The 16,163-nt window shown below is 68.4% G+C and carries 15 protein-coding genes and 1 pseudogene; 6 read left to right on the forward strand and 10 right to left on the reverse strand.

Features of this window, described 5'->3' with window-relative positions; translation table 11 throughout:
• Window positions 1–4 precede the first annotated feature (4 nt).
• The 7 genes from F4X11_06890 to F4X11_06920 form a co-directional block, all read right to left on the reverse strand.
• Window positions 5–889 carry a hypothetical protein gene (locus tag F4X11_06890; protein ID MYN64740.1) on the reverse strand — a complete coding sequence of 295 codons (885 nt, stop codon included), beginning with the start codon at window positions 887–889 and terminating at the stop codon, window positions 5–7.
• 123 nt (window positions 890–1,012) lie between these two features.
• A complete protein-coding gene (locus F4X11_06895) occupies window positions 1,013–1,372 on the reverse strand; it encodes a hypothetical protein (GenBank protein ID MYN64741.1) in 360 nt (119 codons plus the stop codon).
• A 115-nt stretch (window positions 1,373–1,487) separates the two neighbouring features.
• Entirely contained in the window at window positions 1,488–2,471 is a 984-nt protein-coding gene (locus F4X11_06900) for a DUF547 domain-containing protein (protein ID MYN64742.1), read from the reverse strand.
• Between the two features lie 55 nt (window positions 2,472–2,526).
• On the reverse strand, window positions 2,527–3,255 hold the full coding sequence (locus F4X11_06905) for a glycosyltransferase family 2 protein (protein MYN64743.1): 729 nt from the start codon (window positions 3,253–3,255) through the stop codon (window positions 2,527–2,529).
• A complete protein-coding gene (locus tag F4X11_06910; GenBank protein MYN64744.1) occupies window positions 3,225–4,526 on the reverse strand; it encodes a hypothetical protein in 1,302 nt (433 codons plus the stop codon). The genes F4X11_06905 and F4X11_06910 overlap by 31 nt, the downstream gene beginning before the upstream one ends.
• Before the next feature lie 16 nt (window positions 4,527–4,542).
• A complete protein-coding gene (locus F4X11_06915; protein ID MYN64745.1) occupies window positions 4,543–6,285 on the reverse strand; it encodes a sodium:solute symporter family protein in 1,743 nt (580 codons plus the stop codon).
• Complete coding sequence (locus F4X11_06920) at window positions 6,183–6,440, reverse strand: hypothetical protein (protein ID MYN64746.1); 258 nt, start codon at window positions 6,438–6,440, stop codon at window positions 6,183–6,185. Before F4X11_06920 ends, F4X11_06915 begins: the two co-directional genes overlap by 103 nt.
• Window positions 6,441–6,778: 338 nt before the next feature.
• Between F4X11_06920 and F4X11_06925 the strand changes: the two genes are divergently transcribed.
• The 4 genes from F4X11_06925 (at window position 6,779) to F4X11_06940 (ending at window position 12,903) form a co-directional block, all read left to right on the forward strand.
• Window positions 6,779–8,986 (forward strand): PQQ-binding-like beta-propeller repeat protein, encoded by a 2,208-nt coding sequence (locus F4X11_06925; GenBank protein ID MYN64747.1) that lies wholly within the window; start codon window positions 6,779–6,781, stop codon window positions 8,984–8,986.
• A gap of 120 nt (window positions 8,987–9,106) precedes the next feature.
• Window positions 9,107–11,431, forward strand: coding sequence for a TonB-dependent hemoglobin/transferrin/lactoferrin family receptor (locus F4X11_06930; GenBank protein ID MYN64748.1), 2,325 nt, complete (start codon window positions 9,107–9,109; stop codon window positions 11,429–11,431).
• Window positions 11,432–11,444: 13 nt separating this feature from the next.
• Window positions 11,445–12,140: a hypothetical protein gene (locus F4X11_06935; GenBank protein MYN64749.1), complete on the forward strand. Its 696-nt coding sequence runs from the start codon at window positions 11,445–11,447 to the stop codon at window positions 12,138–12,140.
• 268 nt (window positions 12,141–12,408) lie between these two features.
• Window positions 12,409–12,903 (forward strand): hypothetical protein, encoded by a 495-nt coding sequence (locus F4X11_06940; protein MYN64750.1) that lies wholly within the window; start codon window positions 12,409–12,411, stop codon window positions 12,901–12,903.
• Here F4X11_06940 and F4X11_06945 read toward each other — a convergent pair.
• From F4X11_06945 to F4X11_06955, 3 genes are all read right to left on the reverse strand, one after another.
• Window positions 12,884–13,465, reverse strand: coding sequence for a flavodoxin (locus F4X11_06945; GenBank protein MYN64751.1), 582 nt, complete (start codon window positions 13,463–13,465; stop codon window positions 12,884–12,886). The genes F4X11_06940 and F4X11_06945 overlap by 20 nt on opposite strands.
• Before the next feature lie 80 nt (window positions 13,466–13,545).
• Window positions 13,546–13,962 (reverse strand): TonB-dependent receptor, encoded by a 417-nt coding sequence (locus F4X11_06950; GenBank protein MYN64752.1) that lies wholly within the window; start codon window positions 13,960–13,962, stop codon window positions 13,546–13,548.
• On the reverse strand, window positions 13,737–15,143 hold the full coding sequence (locus F4X11_06955) for a TonB-dependent receptor plug domain-containing protein (GenBank protein ID MYN64753.1): 1,407 nt from the start codon (window positions 15,141–15,143) through the stop codon (window positions 13,737–13,739). The genes F4X11_06950 and F4X11_06955 overlap by 226 nt, the downstream gene beginning before the upstream one ends.
• Before the next feature lie 502 nt (window positions 15,144–15,645).
• On the opposite strand from F4X11_06955, the gene F4X11_06960 reads away from it, so the two are divergent.
• On the forward strand, window positions 15,646–15,984 hold the full coding sequence (locus F4X11_06960) for a DUF3649 domain-containing protein (protein MYN64754.1): 339 nt from the start codon (window positions 15,646–15,648) through the stop codon (window positions 15,982–15,984).
• Window positions 15,981–16,100, forward strand: a pseudogene (locus F4X11_06965) (PepSY domain-containing protein). Before F4X11_06960 ends, F4X11_06965 begins: the two are co-directional and overlap by 4 nt.
• Window positions 16,101–16,163: the final 63 nt, after the last annotated feature.

Here is a 16,163-nt window from a genome sequence, read left to right on the forward strand (position 1 = left end):
CCGGTCAGAAGGTGTCGAAGGCGAAGCCGAGCGAGAGACCGAAGACGTTGGACGAAGCGGTGTTCCGTCCTTTGACCACCTTGCCGAAGATGCCGCTCACGCTGACGACGTCGGTGGCATTGATGATGAGGCGTCCGCCCACGAGGTGGATGTCCTCCTGGACCTCCGGAAATCGGGGAGGCGAGAAGGGCGGCACACCGATATCCAGCCCGGACATGGCGTTGACCATCCGGTAGTCGGCGCCGACGATCACTCGGCTTCCGGCCGGTACTAGGAGCGAGCCGTTGAAGAACATGTCCGCCGGAATATCGTCGGTCCGGTACCGATAGCCGACTTCCGCGCTTGCGCCGACCCGTTCCGCGAACTTGCCGACGATGATCGATCCCTCGAAGCCGTTCCCGCCGTCACCCAGGGCGTTGATGTGACCGGTTTCGTAGCCGCCGGCGGCGATCGCCGCCACGCGGAACGCTACGCTCGGCGCGTCGCTCACCAGCTCGTCGACGACGCGCCATGTCAGCGCGACATTCGTGTCCACCAGACCGGAGAAGCTCTCGGACGTGGTCGGGGTCCCGGCAGGCGGCCCCGGAAAGAGGCTCTTCGCCGCTCCCGTCTGCACGTCGATCGCCACGGCATCGGTAAACGCATAGTTGAACCCGAACCAGAAGGTGTTCTGCGACAAGGCCGCCGGCAGGGTCCTGTCCACGGGCAGGCTGTTCTCGCTGCGGAAGTACTTGTCCGTGAATTGCCTCACGAACGAAAAGTTGACGCTGCCGGTTTCGGGTTCGGCAATCCAGGCCGATCCCTGCGCCGATGCCGGTGCCGCCGACAGGCTCGCCAGCACCGCCAGACAAACCGGGACCGCCCAAAACGAACGCTGTGTGTCACGCATGATCTGTCCAATCCCCCCCTTCGGGTAGTTCCTTGCTACGGTAGCCGACCCCACGATGCCGGCCCTGGGAGCGTCGCCTACGGCCGCGGCACTTCGCTGCGCTGCGTTCTGCGGCACAAGCTCCTAGCCGAGCTTGTAGCGGCGCGTCAGGAAGTAGTACACGAGTTCCAGCCTGAGCGTGCACTCGTCGCCCTGCACGGCCGCGCCGCCGCACAGTGCCGTGACCTCCGCCGTGGCGTCGCCGGCCGAATGCGCCGTTTCGAGGTCGGACCGCAGGGTCTCGGCCCGGTTGCGGTCGAGCCGCTGCACGGGGCAGCCGTTGCAGACGAGCGTGTCGAACGTAAGGGCCTTGCCCTGCGAGTACGCGGCGCGCGGGCTCACCTTGCCCGCGCCGGCGCCGATGGAGCCGGATGCCTCCGCCCAACCGTGAAGCAGCAGGATACCGGCAGCGAACAGCACGCCAACGAACAGGACTCGCTTCATTTCATGCCTCCCTCAGTCATCGGTGTCAGTCGATTCCAGGTGATCGACGGTGTCTCATCCTTGCTCCGCGGGAGCCGACATCCGCTGCGCCGCGGCGGCGGGCACGCGGTCCGGATCAGCGCCCCTGCCGGTTCAGGCTCCAGTCGTAGTCGTACTCGATGAAGCCCTCGAAGCCCTCGAAGAACGCTGCCAGATCGTCCTCGGCGTGCTCGATTAGGTGCTCCATCACCGTTTCCTCGGTGTTTCCGAAGTCCTCGGCATACCAGTCGTAGATGCTTGAGATGACGATGAAGTCCTCGTCGACGACATCCACGCCCCGCGGGTTGTTCACGTAGTCCCGCGCGCCGGCGTCGAGCAGCTCCTCGGTGTTGGCGGCGGTGAACGCCGTGTCGAGCAGGTGCGGGCAACCGTAGGCCGCGCAGTTGACCGCGTAGTGAATCCGCTCGTCCTGCCAGATGGGGCGCAGGATGCCGTGCTCCATGTGGTTCAGCGTCAGGTCCTCGCCGGCGACGTTGGCGTGCACGTCGTCCCACGGACCGGTATAGGGAACCACGCCCTCGTGGATGTCCCGAATCGTGTCCACCGGATAGGCGTCCAGCACCACCTGGACCGTCAGCGCGTTGTAGAAGTTGATCCAGTACGCCATCTGCTCCGCGCGGCTGTAGTCGCGGGGATCGAGCCCCTGCAGGTAGTCGAGATAGCCGGCCAGCTTCGCGGCGTCCCCGGCATTGCCCTGCAGCGCCTCGTAGTCGACCAGATTCACGCCCGCCTCGTCGGGGGCGATATAGGCGTTCAACAGGTCCTGCCAGGCGGAGTGATCGATGCGCTCGGCGCTGGATTCGTCGCTGGCGTCCCAACCCGCAATCTCTTCCGGTTCCGGCGCGCCGCAGGCGGCGGCGATCAGCGTCGCGCCCAGCAGCCCCACGAGGATGTCCCGACGACGACGCGCCGGCGCCGTTGCCTTCCGTGTCCGGAATGCCTGCATGATCGCTCTTCCTGCTTGGTCCTGCGCCCGGGGAACCGTCGCCCACACCATTCCTGTCGCCTCCCTGCCGCGAGTCGAACTACATCGCAAGAATCGAACACCCCGCCACCGCATTATGCCATGCACGTAACTGCGAAGAACCAGGAGACCACCCTCGACGAAGCTGCGGTCATGGCTCCGGCGTCGCGCGACGGGTGCGGAGCCGGACGATCATCCCGATAATCCCAATGCCGGCCCCGACGACGCCCTTCACCGTCCCGCCGACCTTCGACCGGCCGAAACGCCGCCGCCGGGAATCCACCGGCGTCTCGACGATCCGCATCCGCATCTGGATCGCCTTGATCTGCATCTCCACGGTCCAGCCGTAGGCCGTGTCGCGCATGTCGAGCCGGCGCAGGGCATCCGCGCGGATGGCCCGGAAGGGACCGAGATCGGTCACCCTGTGGCCCCAAAGCAAGCGGATCAGGAGCGACGCCACCCGGTTGCCCGCAATCTGCGGCGGCGACAGGGCCCCCGACTCCATGCGTCCCAGGACGCGCGAACCGATCACGAGGTCGGCCCCGTCCGCCGTCGCGCGCAAGAGGTCGAGCGTCTGCCGCAGGTCGCACGACCGGTCGCCGTCCACGAACAGGATCACGTCCACCGGGCGGAGCGCGGCGAGGGCGGTCAGACAGGCGCGGCCGTAACCGGGCGTCTGCTCGACGGCCACGCGCGCGCCCGCCGCGCGCGCCCGCTCCGCGGTGGCGTCGGCGGAGCCGTTGTCGCACACGACGATGTCATCTACGACACGCTGCCCGGCCGCCGTCCGCAGCGCCAGCAGGCCACCGACCACCTCGCCGATGTTCTCCGCTTCGTCGCGGGCCGGAATCACCGCTCCGACAGTCGAGCCCTCGTACATGGTCTTCCAACGCCGCCGCGTCGTCGCGTCAGGTCGTAACCGAGACCCGCCAGAACGAGACCGAACTGCAGCCAGCGCGCCCACAGGGGCTGGGCGTACGGATGCATCTGGTAGTCCTGCAGGTTGAGTCCGGTAACGTAGCTCAGCAGGAGAGCGACCGAGGCCGTCCAGGCCCAGACGCTGGGATAGACGGCCGCGAAGGGCAGCAACCATAGCAGGTACCACGGATTGATCACCGGCGACGACGCCAGCAGCGCGCCGAACACCCAATCCCCGCGCGGAATGCCGTGAGCGCCTCTTCGTGTGTACAAGAAATAATAGCACCAGAACATGGCGAACGCGAACCCGAGCACGAGCCGGGCCTCGAACCGGGGCCTCACGGTCGCGAGCAGCCCGTACAGCGCGGAGTTGAACTCCCAGTCCCGCGCGAAGACCTGCAACGACGCGAGGTCGGTCCCGCCGAGCAGCGCGAACGGACCGTAGAGCGCCGCCAGCGTGACTCCGAAAACGAGCCAGTGCCTGACGCGCGCCCCGGCCAGCACCAGCGGGGCCAGCACCAGCCCGAAGGTCTTGGCCCCGGCGGCCAGGCCCAGGCAGACGGCGGCGCCCGGCCAGCGGCGGTTTCGCGCCAGGACGATGGCGGCGAGCAGCAGGCAGGCCCCGGCGCCGTCCGGGTGCGCCGTGAAGGCGATCTCCTTGACGACGAGCGGGCACCAGGCATACAGCAGGACGTTGACGGGGGACGTCAGGCGCAGCAGCAGGGCAATCGTCGCGAGATCGACCGCGATCAGGATGGCCTGCAGCGCCGTGACGCTCGCCGGCTGGAGCCCGTAGCCGATCAGGAACACGAGCTGCGTGGTCGGACCGTAGATGGTCGGCAGCTCCGGGTAGTTGATCCCGTCGAGCACGCCCTGAAACGGCACGGGAACGCCCGGGTCGACGAAGAACTCCTCCGGCGCCGCGCCGTAGGGCGTGCCGGTCGTCGCGAAGCGGTAGGCGTCCCACAGATAGCGATAGAAGTCGTCCTCGTAGAACGGACCGCCGGCCAGACCGCAGATCCGGAAGACGACCGCCCAGAAGATCAGCCGGCCGACCGGGAACGGCTCCCCGCGGCGGCGGACGTACAGGTAGAGGCCGAAGACCGGCAGGCCGGTCCAGGCGACGAGGACGAAGAACGTCGCCAGGTCGGGTTCGCCCGGTTGCCGCGCCGCGAAGGCGAGCGCGGCATAGCCCAGCGCGCACCAGGCGCCGACCGCATCCACGTGGCGCATCGGTGTCGCCGGCGGGTCAGGGCCGCGGTGACGGCGACCCGTCCGGGAAGTAGCGGTCCAGCGTCGCCGCGGCCGGCTTTGGGGTCGACCACGACACCACGATCATGAGCAGCGACGACCCGATCAGCATCGGCAGCACGGGCATGTAGCCGAGGACGTCGGTCCCGCCCGGCGTGCGGGTCACGACGTCGATCCCGGCGACCGTCCAGACCGGCACGACGGTCCCCGGCGGCGGGGCCGGCACGACGGCCTGCAGGATCGCAATCGCCGTCATGGTCGCGGCCGTCCAGGCGACCACCGCCAGCGCCCCCCACTTGGTGCTCCCGCGCCAGAACAGCGCCGCCACGAGCAGCGGCAGCAGCGTGGTGAATCCCGAGAACGCGTACTGCACGGCGATCCCGAAGATGCCGGGCGGCGCCTGCAGCGCGATGACGTACGCCACGAGGGCAATCAGAACGACGAACAGCCTCCCCGTCTGCACCTGCACCGCGGGTCCGAACCGCGTCTTCCCGCCGTACCAGGCGAACACGTCCTCCGTGAACATCGTTGAAAGCGCCAGGATCTGCGAGTCGCTGGCCATCACCGCGGCCATGATGCCGGCCCCGAGCAGTCCCGCGAGCCAGAGCGGGGCATAGTGCTCCAGCATCAGGATGATGACGTCGTCCCCGGCCGCGGCGCGCTGCAGGTCCGCCGTCTCCGCCGGAGACAGCGACTCGCGCTCGGCGGCGAGGGTGGCCCGCGCCTCGATCTTCGACTCGATGCCCGGCACGTCGGTCATCGCGTTGGCGGCGAGGCCGAGGAACGTGCACGGCAACCAGATCGCCAGGATGCACAGCGGATAGAAGACGACGGTCTTGCGGAACTGCCCCATCCGCCGCGCGGTGAGGCAGAAGATGGAGATGTGGGGGAACATGATCGACGAGAGCGGGATCAGCATGTAGCTGAAGAAGAACTCCGGCGGCACGCGCTCGCGGGTCAGCAATGCCGCCGTCTCCGGCGCGGCGGCCAACCGCTCCATGGCCTGCGGGAAACCGCCGATGCTCACCCCGATGAACACGATGGCCGCCGCCCCGAAGGTCAGGAAGAGGACCGTCTGGAACGTGTTGACCCACGCCGTCCCCTGCATGCCCCCGAAGAAGACGTAGCTCATCACCACGGCGGCCACGACCAGGCCCCCGAACCAGTACGGCACCACGCCCCCGCTCACCGCGTTCAGCGTCGTCCCGCCGCCCATCACCGCGATGACGATGTAGGGCACGAGCAGCGTCGCCTGCACCGCGAAGATGGCGGTCCCGATATGCCCGCACTCCCACCGGTCGCGGTACATCTGCACCGGCGTCATGAAGCCGAACCGCTTGCCGAGCGCCCAGATCCGCGTGCCGAACAGGTACAGCGTCAGGGGAATGACGATCGCCGAGGACGAGCCCATCAGCCCGTAGGTCACCACCCCGTTGGCGAAGGCGTGCCCCGCCGAGCCGAGGATGGTGAACGCGGTCATGTTGGTGCCGAAGAGCGAGAGCAGGAAGACGTACTGGCCGAGCGAGCGGTTGGCGAGGAAATAGCCTTCCGCCTCCTCGCGGCCCCCGGCGCGCCGGAAGGCGAAGATGCCGATGTAGAGGACGACGCCCAGGTAGAGGAAGACGACGATCGCGGGAATCACGCACGCTCTCCAGTCCCGGCCGGCGGGTCGGAGACCGTGCCCGCCGATTCTGCCTCGGCCTCGAGATGCGCGGGCCAGGCGAACCGCACCAGCGCCCACATCAGGACCGCGACGACCAGCGAGTAGACGGCATGGTAGAACAGGCCGACAGGCAGGAAACCGAAGACCAGGGGCCGCGCCGCGTTCCAGAACCAGACGTCCTGGTGCAGCAGGTACAGGGCGCACGCCGCGGCGGCCAGCAACCAGTTTCGCATCGGTCTTCGGCGCCCCGACCGAGGCGCCCGCGCCCAGCATACATCGTCGTCGGACACGTCCGTCGACGAGCGCCGCGGGAACCCGTCCGACTCGCCTCTCGAACTTTCGCCGCGATTTTCGCTTGACCGACCGAAATGGTCGGATATACAGTGCAACGACGCTGCAACTGAGACTCAGTCTCAGTTCAAGGGCAGGTTGCTCGCCGGGTGGTGCAGCACCCGGCGAGCCGGTTGAGCGCGAGGTCCGCCGCGCGGACCCATCACACAGAGCACGCATGACGGCGCTCGCCCGGTTCGAGTGTAGGCGACGCCCGTCGTGACGTGCAACGGGAGACGCCATGACTCGTTCCGTCCCGTCCCTGCTGGCAGGCCTCATCCCGGCCCTGGTACTGCTCTCACCCGCTCCGGTCCCTGCGCAGGACGCGGCCGCCGGCATGTGGCGCCCGCCGGATCTGGTGGACGCCGTCGCCAGCTTCGGGGCGGTCGCCCACGACGGCGCCCTGTACGTCTACGGCGGCCACGTCGGCCGCACCCACGTGCATTCGATGGAGAACATCAGTCCCGGGTTTCGCCGGCTGGTGCTCGAACCGGGCCGGACCTGGGAAGAGCTCGCCCGCGGTCCCCTGCTGCAGGGCGCGGCCCTGGTTTCCGACGGCGCGGCGATATACCGCGTGGGCGGAATGACAGCCACCAACGCCACGGCCGAGGAACCCGAGGTGCTCCGTTCGAGCCGGTCCGCCGCCCGCTACTCCATCGCCGAGGATCGCTGGGAGCCACTTCCCGATCTCCCGGCGGGACGCTCGTCGCACGACGCGGTGGTGGCCGGCGGCACGCTGTACGTCGTCGGCGGCTGGGAGCTGCGGGGTCCGGACGAGAACGCCGTCTGGGCCGCCACGGTGCTGGCCCTCGACCTGGACGACGCGACCGGGTGGCGCTCGATTCCCGCGCCGTTCGAGCGGCGGGCTCTCGGCGCCGGGACCGCCGGCGGCCGTATCTATGCCTTCGGCGGCCTGACCCCGGACGCGGGCCCGCAGCTCCGGGTAGACGTCCTGGACATCGCTTCGGGCGAATGGTCGAGGGGCCCCGACCTTCCCCCCGCCGGCAGCCTGCAGGGATTCGGGGTGGCCGCCGCGAGCCACCGCGACCGCGTCTTCATGAGCCAGGCCGACGGCAAGGTCTACAGCCTCGATGCCGGCACGAACACCTGGAAGCTCGCGGCGAACCTCGCCGACCGCCGCTTCATGCACCGGCTTGCGCCCGTCGGGGACCGGATACTGGCCGTCGGCGGCTCCTGGCTCAGCGGACACCTCGCCACCATCGAAGTCGTCTCCCCGGACGCCGGGACGGCGGACGAACCGGAGAACGCCACACCCGAAGCGGGCGCCACGCGCTGGCCCGGCTTTCTCGGCGGACGGGACGCCAACGTCAGCCGGGCCGCCCGCCTGCCCCTGACCTGGTCCGACGACAGCGTCGCCTGGCGGATCACGACGCCCGGGTTCGGCCAGTCGAGCCCGGTGATCTGGGACGACACGGTCTTCCTCACGTCCCTCGAAGGCGCGACGAAGGAGACCCTCTTCATCACCGCCGTCGATCTCGCGGACGGCGCCGAGCACTGGCGGCGGACCTTCGACGCCGCGGAGGCGTTCGAGTGGAACGACTACGTGTCGAAGGGCGCGCCGACGCCGGCCGTCGACGGCGAGCGGCTCTACGCGTTCTTCGACAGCGGCGACCTGCTCGCCCTGACGCACGACGGAGAGATCGTCTGGCATCGCAGGCTGGGCGCCGAGTACGGAACCGTGGGCGGCAACCACGGGGTCGGCAACTCCATACTGCTGACCGACGACGCCGTGGTGGTGCTGCTGACCCGCCGCACCTACTCGTACCTGCTGGCCGTCGATCCGGGCACCGGCGAGACGCTGTGGAAGGCCGACCGCGAGCCGGGCGTCGCCTGGAGCACGCCGGCGCTCACCCCCGACGGCGGCGAGATCGTCGTCAGCGCGTCAGGTCGGATCGAAGGGTTCGACGCCGGCACCGGCGAGCGGCGCTGGTTCTTCGAGGACCTGCGGGGCAACCACGTTCCCTCCCCCGCCTTCGCCGGCGAGCTGGTCATCGTCGGCGGCATGGCCGTGCAGGCGAACCTCGCCCTGCGCCGGGGACGCACCGGCGCACTCGATGGCAGCGACGTGGCGTGGACGGCCGGATCCGGATCGAACTTCGCCTCGCCTTTCGTCTACCGCGATTGCGTCTACTGGGTGAACCCGGCCGGGGCCGCCCGCTGCCTGGCGCCGGAGTCGGGCGCCGTCCGCTGGACCCACCGGCTGCCCGATTCGATCTGGGCGACGCCGCTCGGCCACGACGACCACGTCTACTTCTTCACGACCGAGGGCGTCACGCAGGTGCTGCGCGCCTCGGACGAGGTGCCCGAGGTGGTGGCGACGAACCGCCTGTCGGTCGACGCGCCGGTCACCGGATTCGCGGCGGTGGACGACGCCATCGTCATCCGCGCGGGCACCGAGGTGATTCGCGTCGGGCGGCCGGCTGAGTGATCGGAGTGATTGCAGAGAGACGGGCGCCCCCGCAGATGGCCTGGAAACCGCGCGGGGACGCCCTGGACGAGCCCCGGCGCCGCATGGTGCGCCGCCGGACACCCACAGGGAGTATAGGCAATGCGACCCGCCCCCGGAATCCGAGCAACTGCCGGCGCCGCCCACCGGGCGCTGCCGCTCATCCTCGCCGCCCTGGGCCTGATCCTGTCCGGCCCGGCGGCCGCGAACGCGCAGCAGAACGACCCGGTGCCCGCCGCGGCCGGCCAGTCCCAAGCCGAACCGCAGACCGGCAGCGCACCGCCGGCTGACGATCCGCTGACGTTTCTCGACTCCGTCACCGTCTCGGCAACGCTCCGGCCGGCTCCGGTGCGGGAGACGCCGGGCATGGTCTCGGTCATCGACAGCCAGACGATCGAGGAACGCCTGGTGCGGGACTTCGCCGATCTCGTCAAGTACGAGCCGGGCGTCTACATCGAGAACAACGTGACGCGCCTGGGGCTCAACGGCTTCAACATCCGGGGCATCGGCGGCAACCGCGTCATGACCCAGGTCGACGGCGTGCAGACATCCGAGCAGTTCGACTTCGGTCCGTTCAACGTCCATCAGGTCGGACTGGACGTCGACGCGCTGAAGACGGTCGAGATCGTGCGCAGCGCGAACTCGGCCCTCTACGGCAGCGACGCCCTCGGCGGCGTCGTGTCGCTCTTCACCAAGGACCCGGCCGACTACCTCGACGGGCAGCGAATTCACGTCGGCGCCAAGACGACCTGGGACGGCCGTTCCGACGCCGTCAGCGGCAACCTGGCGCTGGCCGCCGGCACGGAGACGCTCCAGGGCTCCGTCTTCGCGAGCGTTCACCGCGGCAACGAGATCCGCAACAAGGGCACCGTCGAGACGGCCGACGATACGCGCACGGCTCCCAATCCCCAGGACATCGCGGGTACGCAGATTCTGGCCAAGCTCGTCTTCACCCCGGCGCCGGGCAACATGCTCCGGACGACGGCCGAGGTCTACGACACGCGCGTCGAGACGGAGTGGTTCTCGGACCGCGGCCTGCTGGACTTCGGCCGCTTCCAGTACGTCACCGCGGACTCGGACGCGCTCGACACCCAGGACCGTTCGCGCGTCTCGGTCGATCACACCCTGGTCGACCGGGGACTCGACCAGCTCTCCTGGCGTCTCTACGGGCAGTTCAACGACACGTCGCAGGTCATCGACCGCGAGCGGATGACCTTCGGCTTCGGTCCGCCGTTTCCCTCCCTGCGGCACGGCACGCTCGACTTCGAGCAGGTCGGCTACGGTACGTCGCTGCAGGGCCAGCAGTGGATCGGCGATCCGGAGCGCGGCGTGCTCCTTACGGTCGGCGCCAACTACAAGAGCGACTACTTCGACATCCTGCGCGACCGGAGCGAGACTCACGGGATCACCCGGGAACCGGTGCCGACTAGCCTGATCTTCCCCACCAAGTACTTCCCGGAGAGCACCGTCTCGGAAGCCGGCGCCTACCTGCAGGCCGAGCTCCAGTTCGGCCGCCTCTCCCTCGTGCCCGGCGTGCGCTACGACCACTTCGCGCTAGACGCCAACCAGAACGACCCGGTCTTCATCGCGAGCCTCAACCCCGAGGCGGCCGACTTCTCGGACGGTGCGGTGTCCCCGAAGCTCGGCGTGGCGGCGAATCTCACCGACACCCTGACGGTGCACGCCCAGTACTCGGGCGGATTCCGGGCGCCGCCCTACAGCGCCATCAACACCGGGTTCACGAATCCGCGGGGCGGCTATACGACACTGCCGAATCCGGAGCTGCGGGCCGAGACCAGCCGGAACGTGGAGGTCGGCGTGCGAACCGCGTTCGACCGCGCGAGCCTCGGTCTCACGGTCTTCTCGAACCGCTACGACGACTTCATCGCCAGCACCTCCCTCGGCCTCAACCCGGTGACGGGACTGCTGGAGTTCCAGAGCCAGAACCTCGACGAGGCCGAGATCAAGGGCGTCGAGCTGCGGGGCGAGGCGTACCTGAGCGACAGCGTGATGCTGCGCTGGAGCTACGCGCGCATCAATGGAGTGGAGATCTTCGAGGATACGGTGGTCCCGCCGCTCGCCGAGGAGACGCAGCTCGGGGAGATCGCGCCGAACGAGGGGGTGCTCGGCCTGCGCTACGTCCGCCCCTCGGGACGCTGGGGCAGCGAGCTGTCCGTCCGCATGGTAGAGGGCTACCAGCACGGCGGCGAACAGCAGTTCGCGCCGGATGCCTACCAGGTCGTCGATCTGGTCGGCTTCGCCTCGCTCGCCGAATCGCTGACGTTCCGTCTCGGCCTGATGAACCTGACCGACAACAAGCACTTCGAGTGGTGGAACGTACGCGGTCGCCCGGCAAACGACCCGGTCATCGACAGATACACGAGCTCCGGGCTCAGCGTCGTCGCGTCGCTCGGGTACGACTGGTAGCAACAAGCGCACGATCCAGGATGCGGTGGATCGACTGGCGGAACGCGACGTCACGGAGATCGTCGCCGTTCCGCTGTTCATTTCGTCGCACAGCAGCGTCATGCGCGCCACGGAGTACCTGCTGGGCAGCCGCGCCGACGCACCCCCGGAACTGGAGGCCTTCGCCCGCATGGGCGCCCGTCGCGCGTCCGGCGGGCCCGATCACGACCCCGATTTCGAGTGGACCACGCCGCTCGAAGCGGCGGCGTCGATCGCGGTGACGACGGCCCTCGACAGCCACGCGCTGGTCGCCGAGATCCTGCTCTCGCGTGCGCTCGGCGTCAGTGAGCAGCCGGAACAGGAGGTCGTCGTGGTGGTTGCGCACGGCCCGACCTCGGAAGAGGACAATGCGTTGTGGCTCGCGAACATGGGCATCCTCGTCGAGACGATTCGCTCGCGCACGCGCTTCAGCCGCATCCGGTACCTGACGGTGCGCGACGATGCATCGGACCCGGTTCGGGAGCAGGCGACGGTGGAGCTGCGCGCCGTGGTGGAGGACGCCGTCGAGGAAGGCAGGTCGGTCTTGATCGTGCCGCTGCTGCTCTCCTACGGCGGCATCGAAGCCGGCATCCGCCGGCGCCTCGAGGGGTTGACGTACCGAATGGCCGAGCAGGCGCTGCTGCCGGACGAACGCTTGTCCGAGTGGGTGCTGATGCAGGCAACGCAATAGGAGCGCCCGCCGGGTGTGGCACGGCGGCGCGGGGACTGGCAATGACCCGTAGCCCGCATTCGTCTCCACTCCCCTGGATGGATGAAACAGCCCGAACGCCGCTCGCCGTGTAACCTCTCCATGGGCTCCGCGAGCGAGCGTTCGCGGGCCCGCCGGATGTTGCCGCACCCGGCGGGCCATCTCTACTTGTGAGCCTGAGTCCGTGAACCGGCGTCAGCCGCCGAGCGTGCGGTGCGCGTCAATCGTCTGAGAGGAGTCGGTAAGACTCATGTTGAAGAGCAACAGAACCCTCTGGTTCGTCCCCCTGTGTTTCGCGTTGCTGGCCGCCGCGTGCGGTGGCGACGACTCCGGTCCAACGGGTCCGACGACGAGCCAGCCGAGGCTCACGGGAGACTGGACCGGCTCGTTCGAGGGCCAGCTCATCTCCAGTGACCAGATGAGTACGAACCTCCAGCAGGGCGAGGGGCAACACGGCGAAAGGACGAATGTGGACGGCACCTGGTCGGCGACGGTCCGCCTGCCACCCGTGCCCGGTGCGCCCACCGAGGTCGAGCTCACCGGCACCGCGAGGGGCAACGCGGAGGGCGCGGACGTGGAGCTCAGCTTCACGATCGACGGGTTCCGCGATTACTTCCCCGAGGGATGCGCGATCGACCTGACCGGGACCTTCGACGCGACGACGCTGAGCGGGACGTGGACGACCAACGACATGTGCCAGCCGCCGGCCGTCGATCAAGGCACGATTACCTTGATGCGCCAGTGAGCGAAGCGCTCGCCGGCGCCACTTCGCCGGTATCCGCCAGGTCGGGGATACCGGCTTCCTGCAAGACCTGCGTGATCCACTCCTCGATGCGCCCGTCGGTCAGCTCCGATTCGTTGTCCTCGTCCAGGCCGAGTCCGAGGAAGTGGTCGTCGTCGTACATCCCCTTCGATTCCTCGAAGTTGTAGCCCTCGGTCGGCCAGACCCCGATGAGTTGTGGATTCCCGAGGGCCGTGACCGCCTCCCAGAGCTCGCCCAACGCGTCGAGGAAGTTCTCCGGATAGCCCCTCGCGTCGCCTACCCCGAAGAATGCGACCTTCTTGCCGGCGAGACTCAGCCCCTCCATGCGCGGGATGAAGTCCGCCCAGTCGTCCTGCATCTCTCCGACGTTCCAGGTCGGTACCCCGAACAGAATGAGGTCGTAACGCTCGAGCTGATCCGGTTCCGCGCTGATGACGTCGTGCAGATCCGGCACGCGCGCGCCGAGCCGGGCCTTGATCTTCTCGGCGGCCATCTGGGTGTTGCCCGTCGTCGAGCCGTAGAACACTGCAATGGATGGATTCACGATGAACGCTCCTTCCGCGGAGTGGACGCGCCGCCGGCTCACAGGGAGACGTTGGCTGCGCCCGTCATTCGACATTGCCGCTACATCCCGACCGTCAGCTCCATCGCGAAGGTTCTCGGCTCGGCGCTCCGGCCCATCAGCAAGCCGAGCTGGTTCTCCCAGGCCTGGTGCAGGAAGGCCTCGTCGAGCAGGTTGCGGCCGAGGAAGAAGAGTCCCCAGCGGTCGCGCTCGTATCCGACCCGCATGTTCAGCAGGTGCCGATTGCCCACCTTCAGCCGGGGATCGTTCTCGCGTTCGGAGAAGAACGAATCCTGCGACGCGAGATGCACGTCGCCGACCCACACTTCGTCGACGGTGAAGGCGACACCCAGCGCCGTCGACCAGTTCGGCGCGTAGGGGAACTCGTTGCCGGACAGGTCGAGATCGTTGTCGATGAACTCGTCGAAGCGCGTCTCGTTGAGCCCCAGGGAGCCGTAGAGATTGAGGCCGTCAAGCAGCCAGAATTACGCCCTGCGTCTCGAAGCCGTAGACGGTCGGTGAGATCGACAGTGCTGATCTGGTGGATCGAGCCCTCTTCGGCCGGGGCGTCCGACAGATTCAGCCGCTCGGCCGGGAACGTGCTGAGCTGCACCGTGTCTTCTCCGCCCCTGCTGTCGGTGTACGAGAAGGTCACCATGCCGCGGAACCTCGCGGTCGGGTCGAAGCGCAGCTTCGTGCGTACGTTCATCGCTTCCCGGAAGTCGTAGTCGTTCTGGTCGCGCGTGGGGTTGGTCACCCACCCGTTGCTCCGCCGGTTGTCGACCGACACCCGGAACGCCGCCTTGTTCTCCACGAGCGGCATGTTCACCGTGGCGGAGGTCTGGCTGGTCGCGAGAGTCCCCGCCGACACGCGTCCCCTCACGAGCGGCTCGTATACGGGATCCGCCCCTTCCATGACGATGGCCCCAGCCAGCGAGTTGCGCCCCTGCTGCGTGGACTGGGGACCCCGGAAGATCTCCACCTGCCCCATGTCCCACGTGTTGTACGGGCCGAAGAACGTGGCCTGGTTGTTCTGGACGGTCGCGCCGTCGACCTTCACGCTCACCAGGAGCCCGGCCCCGCCGCCTCCGAGGCCCCGCTGGTCTATGCCGCGGATGGCGAAGCCCTTCTCGCCGTAGGCGGAGGTGACGTTGGGCGTCAGCTCGACGAGTTGATAGAGGTTCCTGATCCCCGTTGCCTCGAGCTGCTCGGTGGTCGCCACCACGACGCTGGCCTCGGTGTCCTGGATGGAGCGCTCCTGCTGCTGGCCGATGACGGTCAGGTCCTCGGAGAAGGCGATATCGAGCGCGACGCTGACCGGCGCCTCCGTCGGGTGCGGGTGGACGACGTCGACGGTGCGAGGCGTGAAGCCCGAGCGGACGACGGTCACGCTATGGGTGCCTGCCGGCACCTCGTCGAACGTGAAGGTCCCGTCCTCTTCGGTCGTCGTCTCGACCACGCCGCCGGTGCCGAGCACCGCCATGACGGTGGCATCGGGGATCCGCAGCCCCTGGGGATCGAGCACCTCACCCTGGAGAGCCGTCGGAACGGACTCGCCGGAGGCCCCGCTCTGGGCCGACGCCACGTCCGGCGCCGCGAGACAGGAGAGAACCAGGGCGACGCAGACGGCCTGGTGGATGAACGCAATGACACGACGCATGACTCCTCCTTGCGGTCGAGTCCGCGCCGCGTCGCGCTACAATCGCGCTGTCGTGCGGCACGGGCGCAACCCGCGCTGGTTCGGTTCTCAGGGCCGACAGCCGTTCGACAGCCCGCCGGGGCGTTGCCCCGCCCCGCGGGCGCCTTTTCCGAATTGCTGTCTGCCTTCCCCATCGCCGCGGCGCCTGGGGACCGGCCGAAAACTGAGACTGCGACTCAGTCTCAGTTGAAAGTCTACCGCCGAGCCGACTCCGGATCAACCCGCATCCGCCTCCCGGTGGAGGGAACACCGGGAGGCTGCCCCCGAATCGGGCCGGGATTCGGCCTTGACCAGGAAGCCGGATGGGGTCTATCCTCGTCAAATTGCGACTGATACTCAGTCTCAATTGTGATCCTGCGCGCACGAGCTCGGCCCGGCAGCACGAGCGGCCTTCCAGGCACCGACGCCGCGCTCCTATGCCCTTCTGTCGCGGGTGTTGCACGAAGGGCACACAGGAACAGCCATGAACACCAACATGTCAACCGGGCCGGGCCGGCCAACGCGGGCGCAGGTCGAGAACAGACGCCGTCGCTGGCAAGTCGCCGCACGCGTCCTGGTGGCGACGTTTCTCGGGTACCTGCTCTCCAACTCCCTCGGTCTGTTCCTGGTGTTCGCGCTGCCGATGGACCGCCTGACCGGGGTCGCGTTCGGCACGGTCCTGAGCTTCGTGATCTGGGGCGCGGTCATCATGTGGGTCTTCGGCGCGAAGCGCCTGCGGACGGTCACGCTCAGCCTGGCGGCGGCCATCTCGCTGACCGGGGCCGCCGCCTGGGGCCTGTACGTGCTGGAGCAGTCATCATGAAAAGCAAGTTCAGACAATCCATGACCTGGCTCCACACCTGGACGGGGCTGGTCTTCTGCTGGCTGCTCTATTTCCTGTTCGTGACCGGCACCCTCGGCTACTTCGACACCGAGATCTTCACGCTGGGGATATTCTGGATGCCGTTGATGGTCCTGGGCGGCTACGGGTTCGACGCCGCG

This window comes from Acidobacteriota bacterium (assembly GCA_009861545.1).
GTDB lineage: Bacteria > Acidobacteriota > Vicinamibacteria > Vicinamibacterales > UBA8438 > WTFV01.